The sequence below is a fragment of the Neptunomonas japonica DSM 18939 genome (assembly GCF_000422765.1).
Classification (GTDB): Bacteria; Pseudomonadota; Gammaproteobacteria; order Pseudomonadales; family Balneatricaceae; genus Neptunomonas; species Neptunomonas japonica.
This window is the reverse complement of the sequence record NZ_AUGR01000019.1, coordinates 1-21,168: the sequence shown is the minus strand read 5'-3', so window position 1 is coordinate 21,168 and position 21,168 is coordinate 1. Positions and strand designations below refer to the sequence as shown.

Genomic DNA, 21,168 nt, shown 5'->3' with positions numbered 1-21,168 from the left:
TTAATCAACTTAAGATTGGGAAAAGCGAATGAGTCACGAGCGCATGGACAAAACAAGTAATACGCGGCACCGGGCAGCGCCTCGTGTATTGCAACGTAAGTGTGCGTGTGGCCAGCATATTGCAGCAAATGATCAGTGTGGTTTTTGTAACAAAAAAAATAGTTCTGTAGCAACACAAAGCCAAGAAAATAAGGAGCTAGTGGGTAGTCGCGTTGGTTTACCTAGCTTGCTAAGGACTGGCTTGGAAGCCCTTTCTGGAATTGATTTATCTGGCGTACGAGTGCATAGGAACTCTTCAAAGACACGTCAAATTAATGCATTAGCCTATACGCAAGGACAAGATATTCATGTTGGCTCAGGTCAAGAGAAGCATCTTGCACATGAGGGGTGGCATGTTGTCCAGCAGATGCAGGGGCGAGTGAAGCCGACGATACAGACAGAGGGCGTGTTAATTAATGATGACAAGGGGTTAGAGCATGAAGCGGATGTGATGGGGGAAAAAGCGTTACAAGTGGCGGAAGCTGGTCAAGTTACTACTAAGTCAATCTATAACGCGAGTGTTCCATTACAACGGAGGAGTAAAGAAAGAGTTTTTCAAGAGACTGCCGTAGTTTCTAGTCATTCCATCATCCAGCGATATGCGAATTGCTATCCCCCTAGAATGTCTGGAAAGGCGTGCCCATCCCGAGAGAAAAATGAGCGACAAGTTGCTCATGGCGGTCCGATGGTCTTTCTTCCGCAACTTATCATTCCAGCCTCGGGTGAGAAGGGTGCCTTGATCGCCAACTTCAACATCGGTAGTGCTGCGATCAAATCGAACCTTGGACAGACCGTCTACTGGACACGCTTCCTCACAAACGCTCAGACCGACAAGAAAAAGTGGCGGATCAAGGGGTTCTCTGATTGCCAGGGAAGTGAGGCCGCCAACCAATCATTACGTGAGCAACGAGCTAAGGCTGTCTTATCTATTCTACCGGCACCGTTGCAGGCGCGGATTACGTCAGCGACAGGAGGGCTGATCCAAAACTGCATCACCGAAAACTCCAATGCGGGACAACGAACACTGAATCGAAGTGTTGCCCTGCTATTAGTCGAGTCTAGCTACGAGTTCACCGGTGAGACGATTAAGGGAGAGCTCGAGCGTAACTTTCCAGCAACGGACGGCTGTTCAGAAAACCAGAGGGAACGGCTCGGAATTGCCTTTCCATTGGCCCGACGGATGGGTGAGAACGCCAAAGCAGCTATCTCAGGAATGAGGCGGGGCTCACCCGACGAAGCGCTACTGCAGAAGTTCTTCGGATCTCGTGCTTTTGATCGACGTTGGCTTATTAATCAGGGCTACACCGCCGCGCTCAGAGCAATCTCTGGTGGCCCAACTTACAAATGTGTTTCGCAGGGCACGGCCCCTTGCGACAGTTCCACAACATCCGGATATGTCGGGGCGCATGCCATCATCTTCGGAAGCCCCGTGGTGGTGTGTGCCCATGGATTCAATGTAGATAATATCGAACTAGCAGACACCATTCTTCACGAGGCAAGTCATGTGGGCGACCTAACCAATGATCTCGAATACTGCTCGAGAACTAACGGTTGTTCGCTCGAGACTGTCGATGAGCTTTTGCCCGGTATACGCCTGACAGGGCGGGGGGCGCTCAACAATGCAGACTCTTATGCTCGGTTTGCTAGTGAGCTCTTTCGACGATGACAGCATAGAAATATATGAATAAAAATTTACTGGGCTAGGAGACTAATGATGAAAAAGTCAGCTAAAACCTATACCTATCGTGGTGGCCAGAAGGTCGCACTGGAAAAGAATCCTGAACAAATGGTAGTGAGAGCGCTGCCCACCGATTTGGATGATGATGCCATTGCATCCTCAGAACAGGTTTCCTCGGCATCAACACGTATTAATACTAGTGGAGCTGAGCTTGATGCTTTGATGTCACGTAGTCGTGTTGTTGCACCAACCCACCATGCGTATTACGAGGCAGATTCGGGGTCTGAGTTTTTAATCACGGATCGCATCTTTGTTACTTTCAAGCAAGCCATGACAGATCAGCAGGTTGATGACTTTGCAGGCCGTTATGGTTTGATAAAAACGGCTACCTACAGTGACCGTGATTATCTGTTTCAGTTGACTAACCATACCGGAATGAATCCCGTTAAATTGGTAGTGAAACTTACCGAAGAAGAGCCCTTACTTGAAGCCGCTGAGCATGACTTAAATCAGCGTATGAATGCTGAACAATTCTCTATTCCAACTGATCCTGATTATGCCCGGCAGTGGCATTTACATACGCATTTGAATAACCCAGATTTTGATGCGCGTTCTAGTGCCTTATGTGAAAACTCCTGGGGGTTGCTCGATGGATTTGGCAGCGATGAAGTTGTTATTGCTGTATCCGATGATGGTTGCAAGCTGGATCACCACGACTTTGATTCTCCTGATAAGTTTGCATCCTGGGGGTATTTTCGTGGGTCGCGCTTGGTAACGGCTGTGGATATTGATGCAGATCCTCAGCAAATGTACAAAACAGGATCTAATCATGGGACATCGTGCTGTGGTGTTATCGGTGGGGAGATTGACTCGGTGCTCACTGTGGGCGCTGCGGCTAGTTGCCAGCTGTTACCGGTTCAGTGGGAATCTTCGGGGCCTTCTTTATTTATTAGTGACTCAAAACTGTTGACCACACTTAACTATATTGCTGATAAAGCTGATGTGATGTCCAACTCATGGGGCGGTGTGCCGACCAGTATTTGGGCTTTGCCGGTTATCAATCGGATTAAATCACTGGCCTTAACGGGCGGACGGCGTGGTAAGGGGATTGTGTTTCTCTGGGCCGCAGGAAATGAAAACTGTTTGATTAATCATACGGCTACTCAGCCCGTCCCTTATGATCATGGGGTTGAAGTGCAAGGTGGTGCGCTTGTCTGGGTGGGAGTAAGAACCACGCGCGTGTTTCGTAATAATTTAGTGGGCATTGCGGGTGTGATGCATATTGCTGCACTGGCGAGTACAGCGAGACGCAGCCATTACTCAAATTATGGCCCAGGGATTGGTGTGTGCGCACCTTCCAGTAATAGCCATGCCTATTACCGCATGACAGTGAGGGGCTTAGGTATCACCACAACAACCGGTGAATCAGGTGGTGTAACCCATAGTTTTGGTGGTACATCCAGTGCAACGCCTCTCGTTGCCGGTATCGCGGGTTTGGCCATTTCTGCAAACCCTAGCTTAAGTGCGCTTGAGGTTATTTCCATACTTAAACAGACCGCATCTAAAGACCTTGATTTCAGCGATTACCCCCGTACGCCACCCGCTAATTTCGATATGAACACGGATTGGGATGTATCACCGGTATCCCCTTTTGATAACGGTGCTTTCATAGACACAGGAGAGCCCGAGGGTAGCTGGAGCCCATGGTTTGGGCATGGGCGTGTGGATGCCAATGCGGTAGTCGCTGAGGCGTTAAGCCGTAATCTGCCGGTGGGAGATAAAACCTTTCAAGGTGACTCTACTCCGGATCGAAGTATTCCCGATAATAACGAGAGAGGTATAAAGGATAGAATTGTCTGTACGCGTGAATTTGCGTTGGCATCAATCAAGGTCAACGTAGATATCAGCCATACCTATATTGGTGACTTACGCGTCTCTCTAATATCACCTTCAGGCTCGGTTGTACCGTTACATGATCGTACTGGTGGTAGTGGTAATGATCTCCACGTTGAGTTTGATAACACCTCGACTCCAGGCTTATTAGCGTTAATAGGGCAGTCGGTTAAAGGGGAGTGGGCACTGCATATTCAGGATCTGGCGCTGGTGGACCGTGGTCGATTAAAAGCGTGGTCGTTAGAGATTAAAGGGCAAACAGATACCTCAATTGTGGTTGAAGAGAGCCCGGGTATGATTATTCCCGATAATGTCCAAGGCGGTATTGAGCGTTCATTATCTGTTTCAAAAACCGGACATCTGGATAGCATCGAAGTTTCGTTGGATATCACGCATACCTATGTGGGTGATTTAAAAGTGGAGTTGACCTCCCCAAGCGCTACTTCTGTGTTACTACACAACCGTATCGGTGGCTCTGCCAATAATGTGATTAGAATTTATAGTTTATCAAATGCGAGTGCGCTGCAGGTTTTTCAGGGTGAAGCGGTTAAAGGCGTTTGGAAACTGAAGGTCTCGGATCACGCCGGTGTTGATCAGGGTAAGTTGAATCACTGGGCTTTAAGGATTGTATCAACCACACAGGAGTGACATCTGGATGACGACTTTTCCAAATTCTCCCCGCGTTATTAAAGGCGGTATTGTGTTGGTTGACCCTGCATCTGCACGGGTACTGCGAGTTATTTCGCTGCAATACAACCCAGGAACATTAACGCGTACCTTTCAGGCGCAACGGATGGGAGACGGCGCCGCCCAATCTGAAGTTTTACGCCTTAAAGGCCCTGCGTCAGAAACACTGAAGTTGGAAGCAGAGATTGATGCTGCTGATCAGTTGGAATTTCCGGAGCAGCATCAGTCTGTAGTTGAGTTTGGTGTAGCGCCGCAATTGGCTCTCTTGGAAGCCTTAATAAACCCCGCTAGTGCTAGCTTGTTGGCGAATAAGGCGCTAGCTAATGCCGGCACGTTGGAAATTGCTCCCATGGAGTCAGCGCTAACGCTGTTTGTGTGGGGTGCCAGTCGAATAGTGCCAGTGCAAGTCACTGAGTTTTCAATTATTGAGGAGGCCTTTGATCCTTCTTTGAATCCGTTAAGGGCCAAAGTAAATCTTGGGTTACGTGTGCTAACGATTGATGATTTGGGCTTTGACCACAAAGGTGGTGGTTTATTTATGGCCTACCTGCAGTCACGTGAGCAGTTAGCGAAGAAAGCCGCAACTTTTGGTTTTGATGCACTAGGGATAGGAGGCATACCATGATTGATCCCATTAAAGCATTCATGCAAGCGAATGCGCTGAGTACTTCGGCTTTTGCGCCGGGTAGCCGTTATCGCGGTTTGGATACCGCTCAATGGGCGCAACCTGATGGTGAGCTGATTACCTATGTCCGGCGGCGCTTTATTCCACCACCAGAGAACTTTGCTACCTTACAAGAGCATCAAATAGTGGAAGGCGATCGTTTAGATAATCTTGCAGCAACATACTTGGGTGACTCTCAACAGTATTGGGGTATCTGTGATGCGAATGGTGCGATGCGGCCCGATGAACTGATAGAGGCTTTGGGTTTGGGTAAACGTTTGCGTATTACCTTGCCTGAAGGAGTATCGGGAGGCGCGGATGTCTAGTGCTGTGCATATGAGCCTGATGATTGGGCCTGTGGTGCCTATTCCTGTGCCCGCCATGATGATTAATGCGCTCGAAGAGGCAACGGTAACGAGTGCTGCTGATTCATCCAGTGGTTTTCAGTTACGTTTTAAGGTTCATAGTAAATCAGAACTGAACACGATTTTTTTAATTGCGGTGGGACAAAATACCAGTGTGGGTACACCACCATTACGTGTAGTGTTGATAGTTACACTCAATGGTAGGCCGCGTCCTTTGTTTGATGGTGTTGTCACCAATGTTGAGGTGCAAGCTGGGCAAAATGGCCAGCCCGGTAATATCACGGTGACAGGTGATGATTTAACGAAAGTCATGGGGCTCATCGATTTTAGTGGGCTTCCCTATCCTGCCATGCCTATTACAGCCCGAGTCGCGCTGATCTGCGCTAAATATGCAGCCTTTGGCATTATTCCACTGCCCATCCCTGCGTTGTTTCCCGATGTACCTATTCCGGTTGAACGAATACCTGCACACCAAGGCACCGATTTAGAATACTTGCAGCAGCTAGCCAGTGAAGTGGGATATGTGTTCTACATAGAACCAGGAGAAGTCCCGTTAACCAATATCGCCTATTTCGGTCCTGAAATAAAAATAGGGCCGCCGCAGCCTGCACTTAATCATGATATGGATGCGCATAGCAATGTGGAATCACTGAGTTTTAACTTTGATCCTACTAAAGGTGTTTTGCCGATAGTTTATATCCAAAACCAACTGACGCGCGCACCGATCCCTATTCCGGTCCCCAATATCAACCCACTGCAACCACCATTGGGTGTGTTACCTGCCCCGGTCGCTAATATCAAATTTATGAAAGACACCGCAAAAATGAACCCTATGCAAGCACTCTCTAAAGGGCTGGATGAGGCTAAAACATCACAAGATGCGGTGACCGGATCAGGGAGCTTAGATGTACTGCGCTATGGAAATATTCTTAAACCTCGCAAGCTCGTCGGCGTGCGTGGTGTCGGTGTTGCTTATGACGGGCTTTATTACGTAAGAAGTGTGACCAGCACACTTAAGCGAGGTGAGTTTAAACAGAGTTTTAGTTTAACGCGTAATGGTTTGATCTCGATTACGCCGAGGGTGCCTGTATGAGTGAAACCTACTTTGGCAAATACCGTGGTGTGGTACTCAATAATATCGACCCGATGCAGCAAGGGCGCTTGCAAATACAGGTGCCGGATGTGGCCGGTTTGGTGCCTACCAGTTGGGCGATGCCTTGTGTACCACTGGCGGGAATTCAAAACGGCATGGTGGCGTTACCCATTATTGGTTCGGGTGTTTGGGTTGAGTTTGAGCAAGGTAGCCCGGATTACCCTATCTGGGTGGGGTGCTTTTGGGGCAGTACAGCAGAAATTCCTGCACTGGCGCTGCTTACCCCACCAACGACACCGGCAATTACATTTCAAACACCGCTGCAAAATGGCATGACGATATCGGATATGCCAGGGCCAACAGGCGGCATCATGTTGAAGAGCACAACGGGGGCCTCTCTTATTGTGAATGACACGGGTATTTATATGCAGAATGGCAAGGGGGCAGTGATTACGCTGGTCGGCCCCTCTGTGACGATTAATAACGGCGCACTAACGGTGATCTGATATGCCAGGACCCATATTGCATGTAGGCGCAACCGTGTTATGCGCACACGGCGGTACGGCTACGCCAACAGTGCCGAATCCAAGAGTTATGGTAAGTGGCCAACCCTCAGTTGTCATGAGTTCGCCCTATATGATTGCGGGTTGCCCATTTAATGTGTCAGGAAGCCCTGTTCCATGCATCACGGGCCAATGGGTAATGGCAGCGACACGAGTACTCTCTAACGGGCAACCGTTACTACTGATGGATAGTCAGGCCATTTGTGTCCCCAATGGTACACCGCTGATGCCTGTGTCAGCACAAACACGTGTGATAGGGAGCTAACAATGACTTTACATGTTCACTTTCCCTTACAGTTTGATGGCCGTGGTCGAACCCTTGATGATGACGAGGCATTGTGGATTCGTGGCTTAATCGAGCAGGTTTTATTTACGGTGCCGGGTGAGCGAGTCATGCGACCGGATTTTGGTAGTGGCTTACGAGAGTTAGTTTTTGCACCCAATAGCCCTGAACTTGCCGCTACTACTCAGTTTTTGGTTCAAAGTGCGCTGCAGCAATGGATGGCTGACCTTATTACGGTTGAACTGGTCGAGATTGGAGCGGTTGATTCACGTTTATCTGTGAATATTCAGTATTCGATTCGTCGTACGGGGATGCGTTATCAGGAAAACTTCCAACAAGGAGGTGGCTAATGATTTACACCTGTTGTGAAGAGAACCGACGTGCTGCCGTGGAGGCCCATGCAACACTCAATGGTATTGACTGGCTTGAGGTTCTGGATCTTGATGCCCCTGCAGGCAGCCCGCGCCAGCAGACATTAATGCTACGGTTGTTAAAACCTGTTCCTCCCGGGTTAAGCGTTGAAAATATCCGCATTGAGGGGGGAGAGCGAATTCGTCATATCACGGTGGAGTGGGTCGCTATTGCGAGTGAACCGCCTGCATTGCCGGATATTTCACTGGCCGAACAGGCGTTCTTTACAGCACTCCCTGACGCTGATCATTTGCTCTTAATACGCACCGGAAGCAGCGGTGATTTTTCGGGTTATCAACTGACATTGGTTAAAAGCAGTGTTAACGATGAGCCGCTAAACGGTTTCGACCCGCGCTTATCGGCGATCAATTTCACATTTAAAGTTGAGTGCCCTAGCGATTTTGATTGTGCAGACAAAAGTGATTGTTCTGAGAATCTAACTAATGCACCTGATATTAACTATTTAGCGCGCGATTTTTCTAGCATACGCCGTCTTGTCATTGACCGGCTGAGCCGCCAGATGCCGGGGTGGCGTGATCGCAGCCCGGCAGATATGGCAAGTACGATGGCAGAACTCATCGCCTATGTGGGGGATTTCCAACATTATCATCTGGATGCTATCAGCACCGAAGCATACTTGCACACAGCACGTCGGCGTACGAGCATCAGAAGGCATGCACTGCTGGTGGATTATCATATGCATGAGGGGTGTAATGCTCGAACATGGTTACATTTTCATGTCGATGAGGGGAGCGCTTTTGCGTTGCCCGCAGATATTCGCTTCTATACACATGTGCCTAGTGTGCCGGTACGTATGTTGTCGGGTTCTCCTGAGGAGCGTACGGCATTACAGGCAAATCCAGCAGTGTTTGAGCCTATGCATTCTTTAACGCTTAGGTCAGAGCATAATGAGTTTGAGTTTTATACGTGGGGAGATGCTAGCTGTTGTTTGCCGGTAGGTGCAGTCCAAGCGACACTTCGAGGTCATTGGCCTGATTTAGAAGTAGGTAGTGTGCTGATCTTTCGGGAAATGATGGGGGCGCAAAGTGGTGTAGTTGAGGATGCCAATCCGCAGAATCGACACGCAGTGCGCCTGCGCTATGTTAACGCTTTTAAGGAGGGCGCCCCCCTTACTGACCCGTTAGATGATTCACCTATTACTGAAATCAATTGGTATAAAGATGATGCCATGCCATTTCCACTGTGCTTATCCGCACAAAGTGATGAGGCTCATGGCGGAGCATTACTTGAAAATGTTAGCTTGGCTTTTGGTAACAATGTTTTAGTAGATCACGGCGTTAGCATTTCAGATAACCCTACTGAGCCAGTACCAGCCTCACGCTTATATTACCCCCCTGAAAAACAGAGCGGGTGTAATGACCAACCACCACAACCTTTACCGGTACGTTTTCAACCTCACTTAGCGAGTGGCCCTGTTACATACCAAGGGCATAGTTTAAAAAATTATTCTGAACTCGGCGTTGGCCATAGTGAGTGGGTGCTGTTTGACTCAGAGGCTAGTGCGCATTCTGTATTTGAGTGGCGCACGCAAGATGCACTGCCGGTTGCCACACTAATTGATACAACGTCTAGCTGGCATGCTCGTCGAGATTTGCTATCAAGCGATGCTATCGATACCCACTTTGTCTTAGAAAGTGAAGATGGTGGCACGGCTCAAATACGCTTTGGTGATGATGTACATGGCCGGCGCCCGGATAGCGGAACCGTCTTCACAGCCCATTATCGGATAGGTAATGGACCGCAAGGCAATGTGGGGGCGGGCAGTATTGTGCACTTGGTCAGCAGTGAGGGCCGTATCACAAGTGTGACAAACTTTTTGCCTGCACGTGGAGGTCGGGCTCCCGAAAGTCGCCAAGAGGTTAAACGGCATGCTCCCTATGCATTTCGTACACAAGAGAGAGCAGTTACTCCCGCAGACTATTCGGAGGTTGTCGAACGGCTTGGCGGTGTTCAAAGAGCCAGTAGTAGGCTGCGTTGGACGGGTAGTTGGCATACGGTGTTCACAACGGTTGATCGAAACAAAGGATTCTCTGTTAAAGAGGGTAGTTTCGATACCACAGTAGTGGAACATTTAGATAGGTATCGCATGGCGGGCCACGATGTACACGTTAATGATCCGGTACATGTGTCACTTGAAATTGACATCTTGGTGTGTGTGAACGTTAATTATTTTCGCAGTAATGTTCGCCAGGTGTTGCTAGATGTGCTGAGTAGCTCAGTGCGCAGCGACGGTACATTAGGTTTGTTTCATCCCGATAATTTCAGCTTTGGCCAAACTGTTTATCTCAGTACGATATATGCGGCAGCCCGGAGTGTTGCTGGTGTGGATTCTGTGCAAGTAACGCGATTTCAGCGCCAAAGTCAGCAAGATCTTAAACCATTAGCCGATGGTTATATGGATTTGGGGCCGTTGGAAATAGCACGTCTGGATAATAATCCTAACTTCCCTGAGCACGGAGTGCTGCGACTAGAGTTGCACGGAGGAAAATGATGAGCGGACATGACAGAAATAAGTCTGATTGTGGTTGCTGCAGTGGTGTGAATGTAATAACGCCGCGCCGATTACATAATCCACCGGGGTTGCTGCAATTCACTTACCGGATTGGCAGGCACCAAGACTTTTATGAGTCTTTACAAGCCCGTTTATCAAGTGAAAACTATCCTGCATTGGCTGCGCTTACTACACGTGAGAGTAGTGATTTCACTATTGCTATCGCCGATGGGTTGGCTTGCTCATTGGACGTGTTGAGTTTTTATACTGAGCGTTTTGCTCATGAACATTATTTACGAACAGCAACCGAGCGTCTATCGGTAGGTGAGATGGCGCGACTTATTGGGTACCAATTGGCCCCTGGGGTTGCTGCTAGTACACATTTGGCATTTACGCTTCAAAGTGTGCCGGGTTCAGTCGCACCTGCGATTGACATTCCAATCGGCACTCGCGTGCAAAGCGTACCAGGGCAAGATGAACAAGCTCAAACATTTGAGACCGTTTCGTTAGCCAGAGCCCGTGCTGAATGGAATGCAATACATGTCCAGCAGAATGAATTTAAAACGCCTGTATTTGGTGATACTCAGCTGTGGTTAGAGGGAATTGATACAGGACTGATAGTGGGGGACTTAATTCTCATTGTCGGCGCTGAGCAGGAGCGAGATCCACAGGGAGAACGTTGGGATGTAAGAGTAATAACCGCGCTAGAGACCGATACAGCGCGTGGGTTAACAAGAGTGAGTTGGCAGCTAGGGCTTGGCCATTCACGGCCTTTTGTATTACCCGCCCATGAGAGTGTTCAGATTTATACTTTTCGGACCCGTGCTGCAGCATTTGGTCATACAGCTCCTGACTGGCGAAGCTTGTCAGATGACAGTAAGGCTGACTACATTGGGCTGTTAAGTGCTGATGAACTTCAGCGGCCAGAAGATACACAGGAGTGGCCAGATTTTAGCGTGCGAGCTCCTGTTTTTCCTGAGCGGCGCAGTGGTAGCGCTGAGTTATCTGAAACACTCATCGCAGCCACCGTCGATGACATTGTTCTCGCTGCTAATAGCGCCGCTCATGGTGCCGCCGCGATGGCTATGCATCGAGCCGCGACTGCAGGTACGGGTGTGGTGATGGCGGGTGGGAAAATTGCTGAGGGAGCCATGAGCATGGCTCGTGAAAGTGCTGAAGGGCTCTCTGAGGTGGCGAATTTAGCCGTGAATGAGGTCACTCAACGTGCGCGCACATTGATTCTTGCTCAGGGCCAGTCCTTACAAGCGCTGCAAATCAGTGGCAATGACTTGATAAAAGTATTCGCTCGGGATTTTTACCAGCAAGGTATTGCCGACAGTCTTGTGGGTTTGCCCAACAAAGTTCATGAGCTTTCTGAGCAAGGTTTGATTCATCGTCTTGATATTGCTAAAGCCGTTTTAGATGATTTGATAAATACGTTGAGCACTGGGCAGGGCAACTTTCCAGTAGCGGTATTGCCGGGTTTAGAGAAGGTGTGGAGTGACGCAGTTGATGAGGCTGTTCAGGCTATAACAGATGTAAAATATGAATTAGAAGGTAGTAATAACTGGTTCGAAAGTGCCGTTAATGCTTTGGATAATTTGGATGAAGGATTGGCCGGGGCTACTGCAGCATTGCAGCAAGCCTCTTCTGAAATTGGCAATATTCCCTCTACTATTAATTTGAGCTCTACTGCATCTATCATGGGAGAAGTGGTTGACCAGATAAGAAGCTCAATAGGTGAGGAGCTCACAAATGCAGATTTTGCAGACTTAGTTAATCTTTCTGGGATATTTGCAGACGTGAAACTGTGGACGGAAGGGCTGTTTGCTGCCGGGTCTGATATTGCTCAATTGGTTCAAAAATTACAGGATGAAATCGCTAGTTCTGCTGGTGTTATGTTTGCCAAATTAGGGCAAGATGTTGCCAAAATGGCACGCGAAGCACAGTCAGGTATCACTGATACAGCTGCGTTGCTTAATCCCGCAGAGGCATTAGCGGCATTAGGTGATGCTGCTGTAGAGATGAAAGAGCTCACTCATTCTGCAGGGGTGGCTGCATTGGGAGCAGCGGCGACCGCTGATGTTGCTGCGCTTGTTAGTACAGCCGTGACCATTGCGCGTAATTTGCCTGCACCTTTCCCGCCTGCTACCCCTGAAAGCATTGCCGAAGTTGCGCGCCATTTTGCAGCGGTTGGGGTTATGCGTGCAGGAGGCCCTCCCATTAGTGAATCTGCTTCAGGTAGTATGATGGCTCAAATAGAGTCGATTATGCCAACATCCTTGCAGGTGCCGCTTGAGTTGGTTGAGCAGCTATTACCAATGGTTGAAGATGCCGAGGCGCTACTGAATGCACCTCGACATGCTGCTGAGGCTGCTTATCAAAGTATTGTTGTTGATGTAGATCGGGCTCTTGTAGGTAAAATCGTGGTCACTTCTGGCCGTCGAGCTCCGTTAGTGCGTACCCCTGATGAGATTGATCTGAGCCGTGTGCATGATTCGGTGGTCGCTGGTAGTTGGGCATTGTTGTCGGTGCCTAATTCCATTGAGCTGTATAAAATCAATAGCGTGGTGGCAGCGAGCCGCGCTGAATATTTAATGTCAGGACAAACTACTCGGCTAGGATTAAAAGGCGAATTGCCAGAGGGCCGTTTACCCACCGAATTTGAACATGCGGTTCGTAGTTTAAGTGTGCGTGTAGATAGTGAAGAGCTACCGCTTGCACATGTTCCACTTGATTTTCCGGTTTATGGTGAGGCTATTGCCTTGGCCGGGCATGTCGAAGCGTTAATACCTGAACAACCACTCGCAATAAGTGGTAAACGTCAGCGAATTGTCATGGCAAGAGGCATTATGAACCTTGTACTGTACTGTGAAGACGGTACAGAGCGGCCGTTAGTAGAAGGCGATAGCCTGATGCTAATGGTAGCACCACTGCGCTTGAATAGCGGTACACCCAGCTATATATCCCCCAGAGGTTTTGCACGGCTAATAGGCAGAAGAGGTATTAGATTTCAGCTGACGTTGAAAGACCGAGATGCTTGTATCGGACAGGTGGAACTCAGCGGTGCAGATTTTATGCTGGATACTGAGCGTGAAGAAGACGCCGTTATCTCTGAAGTCATCTTTTTAGCGGATAGCGATGATGCAGTGACGCGTGATCGTGATCGCAGCTATTTAAAATTAACAAGTGCGACACAGCATGTTTACGCAAGAAGTAGCTCACGGATCAATGCCAACGTTGCTCCAGCCACTCATGGTGAATCGGTTGAAGTTATGTTGGGCAGTGGCGATGGTGGCCGGGCTGATCAAAGCTTCGTGCTGAATCAGAAACCGCTGACTTATATCAGTGCCAACACGCCTAGCGGGCGCAGTTCAACATTAGAGCTGCGGGTCAATGATGTTCTGTGGTCAGAAGTGCCTATGTTACATGGCGCACCCCCAAATGCTCGAGTCTATGAGACGCTCCACAGTGATGATGCAGTTACAAAGATAAATTTTGGTGATGGCAGTGAAGGTGCGCGTTTACCCAGTGGCGAGAGTAATGTGAGGGCTAGCTACCGTAAAGGTATTGGTACGGCGGGTAATATTGAAACCGGCCAACTGACAACCTTACTATCACGCCCTCTCGGAGTAAGTGAAGTAGTTAACCCTGAAGCGGCTACCGGTGGCGAGAATGTTGAGTCATTATTACGAGCTCGAAGCAATGCCCCACTGACGGTGCTTACGATTGAACGTGTTGTTTCAGAAAATGATTACGCTAATTTTTCACGTGCTTTTGCTGGTATTGATAAGGCGCATGCTTTGTGGATTTCGGTGGGCCCTGCCCGGGGTATGTTCCTAACCATCGCAGGTATTGATGGAGCACTTGTTCCTGAAAGTAGTGATACGTTTCGTAATTTACGTGATGCATTAACCACATACGGAGACCCTTTAGTACCATTACGAATTACTAACTTTTCGCATGTGCGTTTTCGTTGCCGTTTATCAATCAAAGTGCAGGCAGGGCATGAAGTAGAAAGGGTGCTTGATAGCGTTGATGCTGCTTTGCGTACCCATTTTGGTTTTGCTCAACGTAGCCTTGGGCAAACAGTATCCGCTGATGAAGTCATCGCGGTTGCGCAGGCTATAAGCGGGGTAGAGGGTGTGCATCTTACTCGTCTGAACCGCCTTTCAACGGCGGCGTCTTCTGTTGAACCGCGTTTGTTCGCATCCTTGCCGGTCGCCTCTCTGTTTGAGCAGCCTTTGCCCGCCGAAATGCTAACGATATCGGATGAAATAGAGTTGGAGGTGCTGCCATGAGTTTTGATGCACAAAAACTGTTTGAATTGTTACCGGCGATTCATCGTATCCGTGATGCCGAATTGGCTAAGTCTCTTGGTCTTGAACGTGGCCCGTTAGAAGAGTTAGTTGTTGTGTTAGCAGAGCAAATTGATGTGGCAGAGGAGAGCCTAGATCAGCTTTACGATGACCTCTTTATTGAGACGTGTGCCGACTGGATAGTGCCTTATATAGGAGACCTTATTGGCTACCATAGTTTACATAGCGTAGTCGCTAAGGTGGCAAGCCCACGTGCAGAAGTGGCACATACTATTGCATTACGACGGCGTAAAGGTACAGCGCTGGTGCTTGAACAATTAGCAAGGGATGTAACGGCGTGGGATGCGCGCGTGGTTGAATATTTTCAGCGTATTAATACCACGCAATATATGAATCATATAAGGCCGCATAATTTACAATCACCCGATCTGCGTAAAAGTGAAGCTCTAGAGTGGATTGGAACAGGATTTGAAACGGCTAATCGGACGATTAATGTTCGTCGTGTAGAGTCTCTGGGGCGCCATAATATACTGAATATCGGGTTGCACCTGTGGCGTATAAAAGCCTATCCACGTTCTCAAACGCCTGCTTATCGTGCGGGCCCGCATCGATACTACATAAACCCGCTTGGTTATGACGTACCTTTATACAATTACCCGCAAGCAGAAGATGACATTAGTCATCTAGCTGAACCAGATAATGTTCCCCTGCCGTTATCTCGGCGGCGTATGAACCGGTATTTGGAACGCTATGTTGCCCAGCGCCCCAGTGCTGGAGAGCCGCAGGACAACCCAGCGCCCAGTGTTGTGCTGAGAATTGATGGTGTGATGATTGAACGAGATAAAATTCGTGTATGTAACTTAAGCGACGAGGGTGCTACCTGGGCAAATAGCCCTCCATCTTCAGGAAATTATGCCATCGATCCTGTACTTGGCCGCGTAGCATTACCGGCGGATGTGAATGATCCTGTCGATGTGCGTTTGACGTGGTATGAAGGTTTCAGTACGGATGTGGGTGGTGGCGAATATGAGCGTGGCGAAAGCTTGCTAACGCCTTTAGTGGGTACACAAGTAGTACGCGTGCCGGATGACCACTCAACACTGGCCGCGGCGTTATTGGATATTAGTGGTGATGGTGTCATTGAAATTACTGATAACAGCCGTTATAGCGAGAACTTAGATATAAATGTGGTCGCAAATGGTCATGTGGAAATTCGTGCAATGAATAATCGTCGACCCGTGCTGGAAGTGGCTGGGATGGTAATTCGTGGTGGTAGTAATAGTGGTTGCACGCTAAATGGGCTGTTAATGAGTGGTGCGCCGATAGTGATTCCTGATGAGCTGGGTAATGCTCTTTCTCAGCTTCATATTTTGCACACGACATTAGTTCCAGGTATTACATTAAACACTGATGGTTCTGTACAGCACAGTGGTGAGGCGAGTCTAGAGAGCGCACTTGCTGGGCTGAAAGTACAGGTTGATCGCTCAATTATTGGTGCCGTTAGAACGCATGCGCGTAGCCAAGTACATGCAGAAGATAGTTTTATCGATGCGAACATGCCAGAAAATGTCGCTTTTGCTGCGGTTGATGGTGAAGCACCGGGAGCAGAGTTATCACTGGTTGCTTGTACGGTGGTGGGCAAGGTGCATGCGAGTGAGTTTTCATTAGTATCAAATAGTATTTTAGTTTCAGCACTTGCTAGTGGCGATAGTTGGGTCAGTCCCGTTAGGGTAGAGCGTAAACAAGCGGGGTGTGTGCGCTTCTCTTGGCTGCCATTTAATTCGATTGTGCCTGCACGTTATCGTTGCCAACCTGATTCGCTACAGACTGAGCAGAGTATTGTTCCGCATTTTACTTCTCTTCATTACGGTACGGCTACTTATGGTCAGCTATCCAGCAGCACTGTAGATCAAATTGCGAGTGGTGCAGATGATGAAAGTGAAATGGGTGCATTTCACCATTTATATGCTTCTCAGCGTGAAACTAACCTGCATATTCGTTTGGCAGAATATTTGCGGGTAGGCATGAACGCCGGAATTTTTTACGAATCGTGAGGGAGTACAGATTATGACTTTCGATCTAAGCCGCATTCGTTTTGATGCCCGTAAGGATTTCTTGGGCGTTGTCATGCAGCAAGGCCGTGTCCAATTGGACTCTGATTGGAACGAGTGGGTTGCGCAATTGGCGCGCCGACTACAGGCAGGCACGCTAGATACATTCAATGGCAGTGTTGTTCCACGCACAACACATGATGGTTTTCTTATTGAGGCAACGGGTGGCGCGCTGAGTATTGGCGCTGGGCGTATCTATGTTGATGGCTTGTTAGCAGAAAATCATGGTGGTCCACCCTATGTTTGGAATGCACAACTAGCAGAACTGAACGGTACTGCCAACGTTGATTTTACTCGTCAGCCTTATCGACGTGCTTATCCATCTGCGAGCTTTGATCGTGATGCATTACCTGGCGGGGGACCTCATCTAGTGTATGTGGATGTGTGGCAGCGCGATGTGAGCGCATTGCAGCAGCCCGATCTCATTGAATCAGCTATAGGTGTGGATACCACAGGACGCCGACAAACAGTATGGCAAGTCAAGGTGTTGGAAGATGTAGGTAATATTTCAAGAGATAGCTTAGGTGAAGATATTCCCGGTTGGCGTGAAGCAATAGCGCCTTCAGCTGGACGCGTAACAACGGCAATTAGTGCACCCCCAGTAGAGGAAGGTAACCCATGTTTGATATCTCCTGATGCCGGGTATAGAGGGTTAGAAAATCAACTCTATCGGGTTGAAGTGCATACAGGAGGGCCTTTGGGTGTCGCCACTTTTAAATGGTCTCGCGATAATGCTACGGTTGCTTCGCGTGTGACACATATTAACTCCGAGCGTGACAGAATCACGCTAGAGAGTATTGGTCGTGATGACCTACTGCGTTTTAATGATGGCGATTGGGTTGAAGTGACGGATGACTGGCGTGAGCTGAATAACTTACCAGGTGAGCTACGTCGTATTCGCACAGGAGGTGGTGTTGATGAGACTGCCCGTACTCTTACATTTGATCAGCCTTTACCGGCTGAGCCTACGAGTAGTGCAGACTCTAGCCATTTTCCTGTGGGCGGTAATAATGCCACAGATGCTAAACGTAATACGCGGGTTGTTCGTTGGGATCAATCAGGCTTAGTACGCCGTGAAGATGGCAGTGACGTTCATAACTTAAATAGCCCGTCCAGTGCTGGCGATATCTTTATTCCGCCATCGGCCAGCGCTATATTTCTTGAGCACGGTATTGTGGTGTCTTTTGATCTAGACTCAAACCCAGACCTATACCCTTCAGGCGGTGAATTTAAAAGTGGAGATCACTGGGTATTTGCTGCACGCAGCACAGATGCCAGTATTGAACTGCTTGATAAGGCTGCTCCGTTAGGCGTACACCATCACTTTACACGATTAGCGCGTGTTGATTTTCCTAATAACGAAACCGATTTTAGAACTCTATGGCCCGCTATTCTTGATGGAGAGGATTGTAGTTGTACGGTGTGTGTGACTGCCGAAAATCATAATAATGGCACAGCAACTATTCAACAGGCGATCGACACTATCAAAGATACCGGAGGTTCCATCTGTTTGGACATTGGTACTTATAATATCGATCGTCCTTTAAGCATGACAGGTGCACGCTCGTTGACAGTAAAAGGTCAAGGGTGGGCTTCTTTGCTGGTGGGGACTGAACCAGGTGAGATTTTGGAAATTGCGGACTGCAAAGGTGTAACACTTGAAAACTTTACGGCTATCGCGTCGGCGGGTAAGTCGGGTACTAGTAGTGTAATTGCTGCACATAATGTTGTTGATCTACACCTTGATCATATCAACATACTTGGGCTTGCAGTTGAGCGTAGTACCAGTATCGGTATTGGCCTGTCAGGTTTGGTTTTAGGTGCAAATATTAGCCAATGTGCCATTGTTGCTGAACGTGGCATCGCCACTGTTAGTAAGGGAAAGCGCAATTTTGTGATGAGTGCTGAGCTTTGCATAGAAAAAAACCTGATGTTCTGTAGCCAGCGGGCAATAAGCTTTGATGCAATTAGTCTGCACTTTGGCAACACTCATATCGATACAAATCTAATGCTAGCGGGTAGTGATGCCGCGCTTGTTGTCACGGGAGCAGTGTTAGAGCGTTCTCAGATGATTATTACTGACAATACGATAACTAGTAGCGGTGATGGTATACGAGCTGGTGTGGGATCTTTAACGATCAGAAATAATAAAATAAGTGGTGCCGGTAAGAAGAGTGGTCATGGGGTTGTATTACAACAAGGACTTGGCCCGGACCCCATTGATCAGGTTAGTATTACGGCTAACAGTTTATCGTTATTAGATGGCAATGCTGTGGCGGTTAATGCTCGAATGCAAGGCATTACAATCACAGATAACAGTATTGAAAAAATTGGCCTTGGCGCTTTGGTCATGAGTGAAGATGCTAGTGCTGAATTGATGCTGATACGAGGGAATCGGTGTCATCATCTTGGATTACAGGTTCATAGTGAAGAACGAGCTTTTGCGGCAGTGCAGTTGATCCGCATTACACGTTGTGATGTCCTAGATAATGTTATTTCCAATGTGGCAGTACAGGCCATTACTAGCCTAGGTGTTGATGCACTGCGTACTGGCGCAATAACGCAGCTTAGAGTAGCGGGTAACCGCTTTTATGCGATTGGCCCAGATCGAATCAGCAGCTCGGCTCTAGTGAATGCTGTGCATATCATTCCACCCTTGGATAGCCTTTCATTTGATGGAAACCATGTGGAACGCCTCGGTGATAGCAGCCAAAAGCCTACACCTATTAGATGGCAGGCACTTAATGTATCTTCACAGCAAGAAGCATTTCGATATCAGGCTGATGCTTCATTTATTACCGCAGAAAAGGCTCAACAGGTGTATCTGCTTACAGCCAGTAGCGTATCAATCGTAATGCAGTTGCCAGCATCGGTCATTATTCGTGGTAATCATTTAAAAGGACAGCTGACAGAAGTGGTGCTTAATCAGTGCCAGCAGGTTCAGAGTTGTCTGTTTGCCGATAACTACTGTGAAGTTAGCGGGGACGGAGGTAAACAGTATTTACTGGCTGATATTAGCGCCGTTACGATTAATGCCAGCAATAATTATTTAATTGGAGCATTAGAGCAAGACTCGTTACACCTTAAACCTTTTTCCAGAAAAGCGATTGTGATGGGAAACACAAGCACAGGCCCCATTGTTGTTCAAGGTAGCTCGGTGCCTTTAGATATTAATCTGACAAATATTATTGGCTTTTAAGGAGAGTATTTATGTCTATCGCAACCTTTCGTGGTGAATCCAGTATTACCGAGATAGCTGATAATCTTTTTGCCGGTCTAACCGCGCATCAGCGTAAAAATGTTGAAAGCAAAATTCTCAAAGCTAACCCTCAATTGCGTGATCTGAGTAAAGTTCGCAAAGGAAGCATTTTGCGTATTCCTGAAATACCTGAGTTAAGAGCAAAGGTGACTCGGAATTTGGAAAAACCAGATGTGCAAATAGTGAAAGATTTATCTATTGCTGTGAATAGCTTCCTTGAGCATGTTACTGATCAAGGGGAGGTTGAAGAAGAGAGCATTAAGGTGCAGCGCGAAATTTTAAAAAATGGTGTTTTTCAGGAAAGTATTTCTAGTTCTGAAGCTTTATTATCATTGAGCGGTGAAGCTGATAAAGCATTGGCTGCACGAACGAAGTTATTGAACGAACAGCAAAAAGAGATGAAAAGTGCGATTGGTCAAGGTTTAGATGATCTCAGTAAGTTGCTAAAATAATAGGATATTACGGTGAATAATGCTCTCGGATTGGTATACAACTGACTAGAAAATCAGCGTTAGTAATAATTCTTAAATTTTTTCTAAGATTTTGAAATAAAACACTTGTAATAATTTTAAATATTCGCATAATACGCGCATCTCATTGAGACACAGAATATTAAACAAGCCAAGCGCTTAAATTCTGTTCTTTACTCTAGCAGAAGCTTGCATTAGAGCATCCAGCCCGGATGGTGAAATTGGTAGACACACAAGACTTAAAATCTTGCGCTTGAAAGAGCGTGCCGGTTCAATTCCGGCTCCGGGCACCATATTATCCTTCTATTGAATTTCATATCATATTCCGCTTTCGCTAAATCTAATTACGCTTCTTAGTGTTTCTGATTAGACTTATCTATCTATCTATCTATCTATCTATCTATCTATCTATCTATCTATCTATCTATCTATCTATCTATCTATATTCATAAGATGGTCGGTGAGCTGTTTGTGCAAAAAATAACTTTATTTGATGTTTGCTGTTGACTCCTTTAGAGGTGTCTGTAGAATGCGCACCTCTTCCCAAGGAAGCCCCTCAAAAGGGTGGCTTAGATGAGAAGGTGCTGGTTTTTAAGTTCTTGATAATTAACATATTTTCAAGGTTTTTAGATTAGTAGTTGGTGTCTGGTTTTGCAGCCAAATGAGTTTCAGAAAGTTGCAAAATAAAGGTTGACACCAGCGAGGCGTTCGGTAGAATATGCGCCTCACTTGAACGACACGTTCAAGCGCTCTTTAACAGATTGGTCAGATAATTCGTGTGGGCGCTTGTCAGGACGAAGCTACAAAAGCTTTATCAGGAT

The 21,168-nt window shown here is 47.6% G+C and carries 13 protein-coding genes and 1 tRNA gene; all 14 read left to right on the top strand.

Annotated elements, in window-relative coordinates; all coding sequences use genetic code 11:
- Positions 1 to 28: 28 nt before the first annotated feature.
- On the top strand, positions 29 to 1,705 hold the full coding sequence (locus tag G511_RS23895) for an eCIS core domain-containing protein (protein ID WP_084629108.1): 1,677 nt from the start codon (positions 29 to 31) through the stop codon (positions 1,703 to 1,705).
- A 45-nt stretch (positions 1,706 to 1,750) separates the two neighbouring features.
- On the top strand, positions 1,751 to 4,258 hold the full coding sequence (locus tag G511_RS22835; protein ID WP_156905214.1) for a proprotein convertase P-domain-containing protein: 2,508 nt from the start codon (positions 1,751 to 1,753) through the stop codon (positions 4,256 to 4,258).
- Between the two features lie 7 nt (positions 4,259 to 4,265).
- Positions 4,266 to 4,922 (top strand): hypothetical protein, encoded by a 657-nt coding sequence (locus tag G511_RS0112945; RefSeq protein ID WP_028470006.1) that lies wholly within the window; start codon positions 4,266 to 4,268, stop codon positions 4,920 to 4,922.
- Entirely contained in the window at positions 4,919 to 5,287 is a 369-nt protein-coding gene (locus G511_RS0112940) for a hypothetical protein (protein ID WP_028470005.1), read from the top strand. Before G511_RS0112945 ends, G511_RS0112940 begins: the two co-directional genes overlap by 4 nt.
- Entirely contained in the window at positions 5,280 to 6,419 is a 1,140-nt protein-coding gene (locus tag G511_RS0112935; protein ID WP_028470004.1) for a hypothetical protein, read from the top strand. Before G511_RS0112940 ends, G511_RS0112935 begins: the two co-directional genes overlap by 8 nt.
- Entirely contained in the window at positions 6,416 to 6,925 is a 510-nt protein-coding gene (locus G511_RS0112930) for a phage baseplate assembly protein V (RefSeq protein ID WP_028470003.1), read from the top strand. The genes G511_RS0112935 and G511_RS0112930 overlap by 4 nt, the downstream gene beginning before the upstream one ends.
- A gap of 1 nt (position 6,926) precedes the next feature.
- A complete protein-coding gene (locus G511_RS22830; RefSeq protein ID WP_036552017.1) occupies positions 6,927 to 7,247 on the top strand; it encodes a hypothetical protein in 321 nt (106 codons plus the stop codon).
- Positions 7,248 to 7,249: 2 nt separating this feature from the next.
- Positions 7,250 to 7,615, top strand: a complete 366-nt coding sequence (locus G511_RS0112925; RefSeq protein WP_028470002.1) for a GPW/gp25 family protein — start codon at positions 7,250 to 7,252, stop codon at positions 7,613 to 7,615.
- Positions 7,615 to 10,188 carry a putative baseplate assembly protein gene (locus G511_RS0112920; RefSeq protein ID WP_028470001.1) on the top strand — a complete coding sequence of 858 codons (2,574 nt, stop codon included), beginning with the start codon at positions 7,615 to 7,617 and terminating at the stop codon, positions 10,186 to 10,188. The genes G511_RS0112925 and G511_RS0112920 overlap by 1 nt, the downstream gene beginning before the upstream one ends.
- Positions 10,185 to 14,489 carry a baseplate J/gp47 family protein gene (locus G511_RS23890; protein ID WP_156905213.1) on the top strand — a complete coding sequence of 1,435 codons (4,305 nt, stop codon included), beginning with the start codon at positions 10,185 to 10,187 and terminating at the stop codon, positions 14,487 to 14,489. Before G511_RS0112920 ends, G511_RS23890 begins: the two co-directional genes overlap by 4 nt.
- Positions 14,486 to 16,561 (top strand): hypothetical protein, encoded by a 2,076-nt coding sequence (locus G511_RS0112910; RefSeq protein ID WP_028470000.1) that lies wholly within the window; start codon positions 14,486 to 14,488, stop codon positions 16,559 to 16,561. Before G511_RS23890 ends, G511_RS0112910 begins: the two co-directional genes overlap by 4 nt.
- Positions 16,562 to 16,574: 13 nt before the next feature.
- Positions 16,575 to 19,817: a DUF6519 domain-containing protein gene (locus G511_RS0112905; protein WP_028469999.1), complete on the top strand. Its 3,243-nt coding sequence runs from the start codon at positions 16,575 to 16,577 to the stop codon at positions 19,815 to 19,817.
- An 11-nt stretch (positions 19,818 to 19,828) separates the two neighbouring features.
- Positions 19,829 to 20,329, top strand: a complete 501-nt coding sequence (locus G511_RS0112900; protein WP_028469998.1) for a hypothetical protein — start codon at positions 19,829 to 19,831, stop codon at positions 20,327 to 20,329.
- Between the two features lie 224 nt (positions 20,330 to 20,553).
- Positions 20,554 to 20,640 (top strand) — tRNA-Leu (locus tag G511_RS0112895).
- Positions 20,641 to 21,168 lie beyond the last annotated feature (528 nt).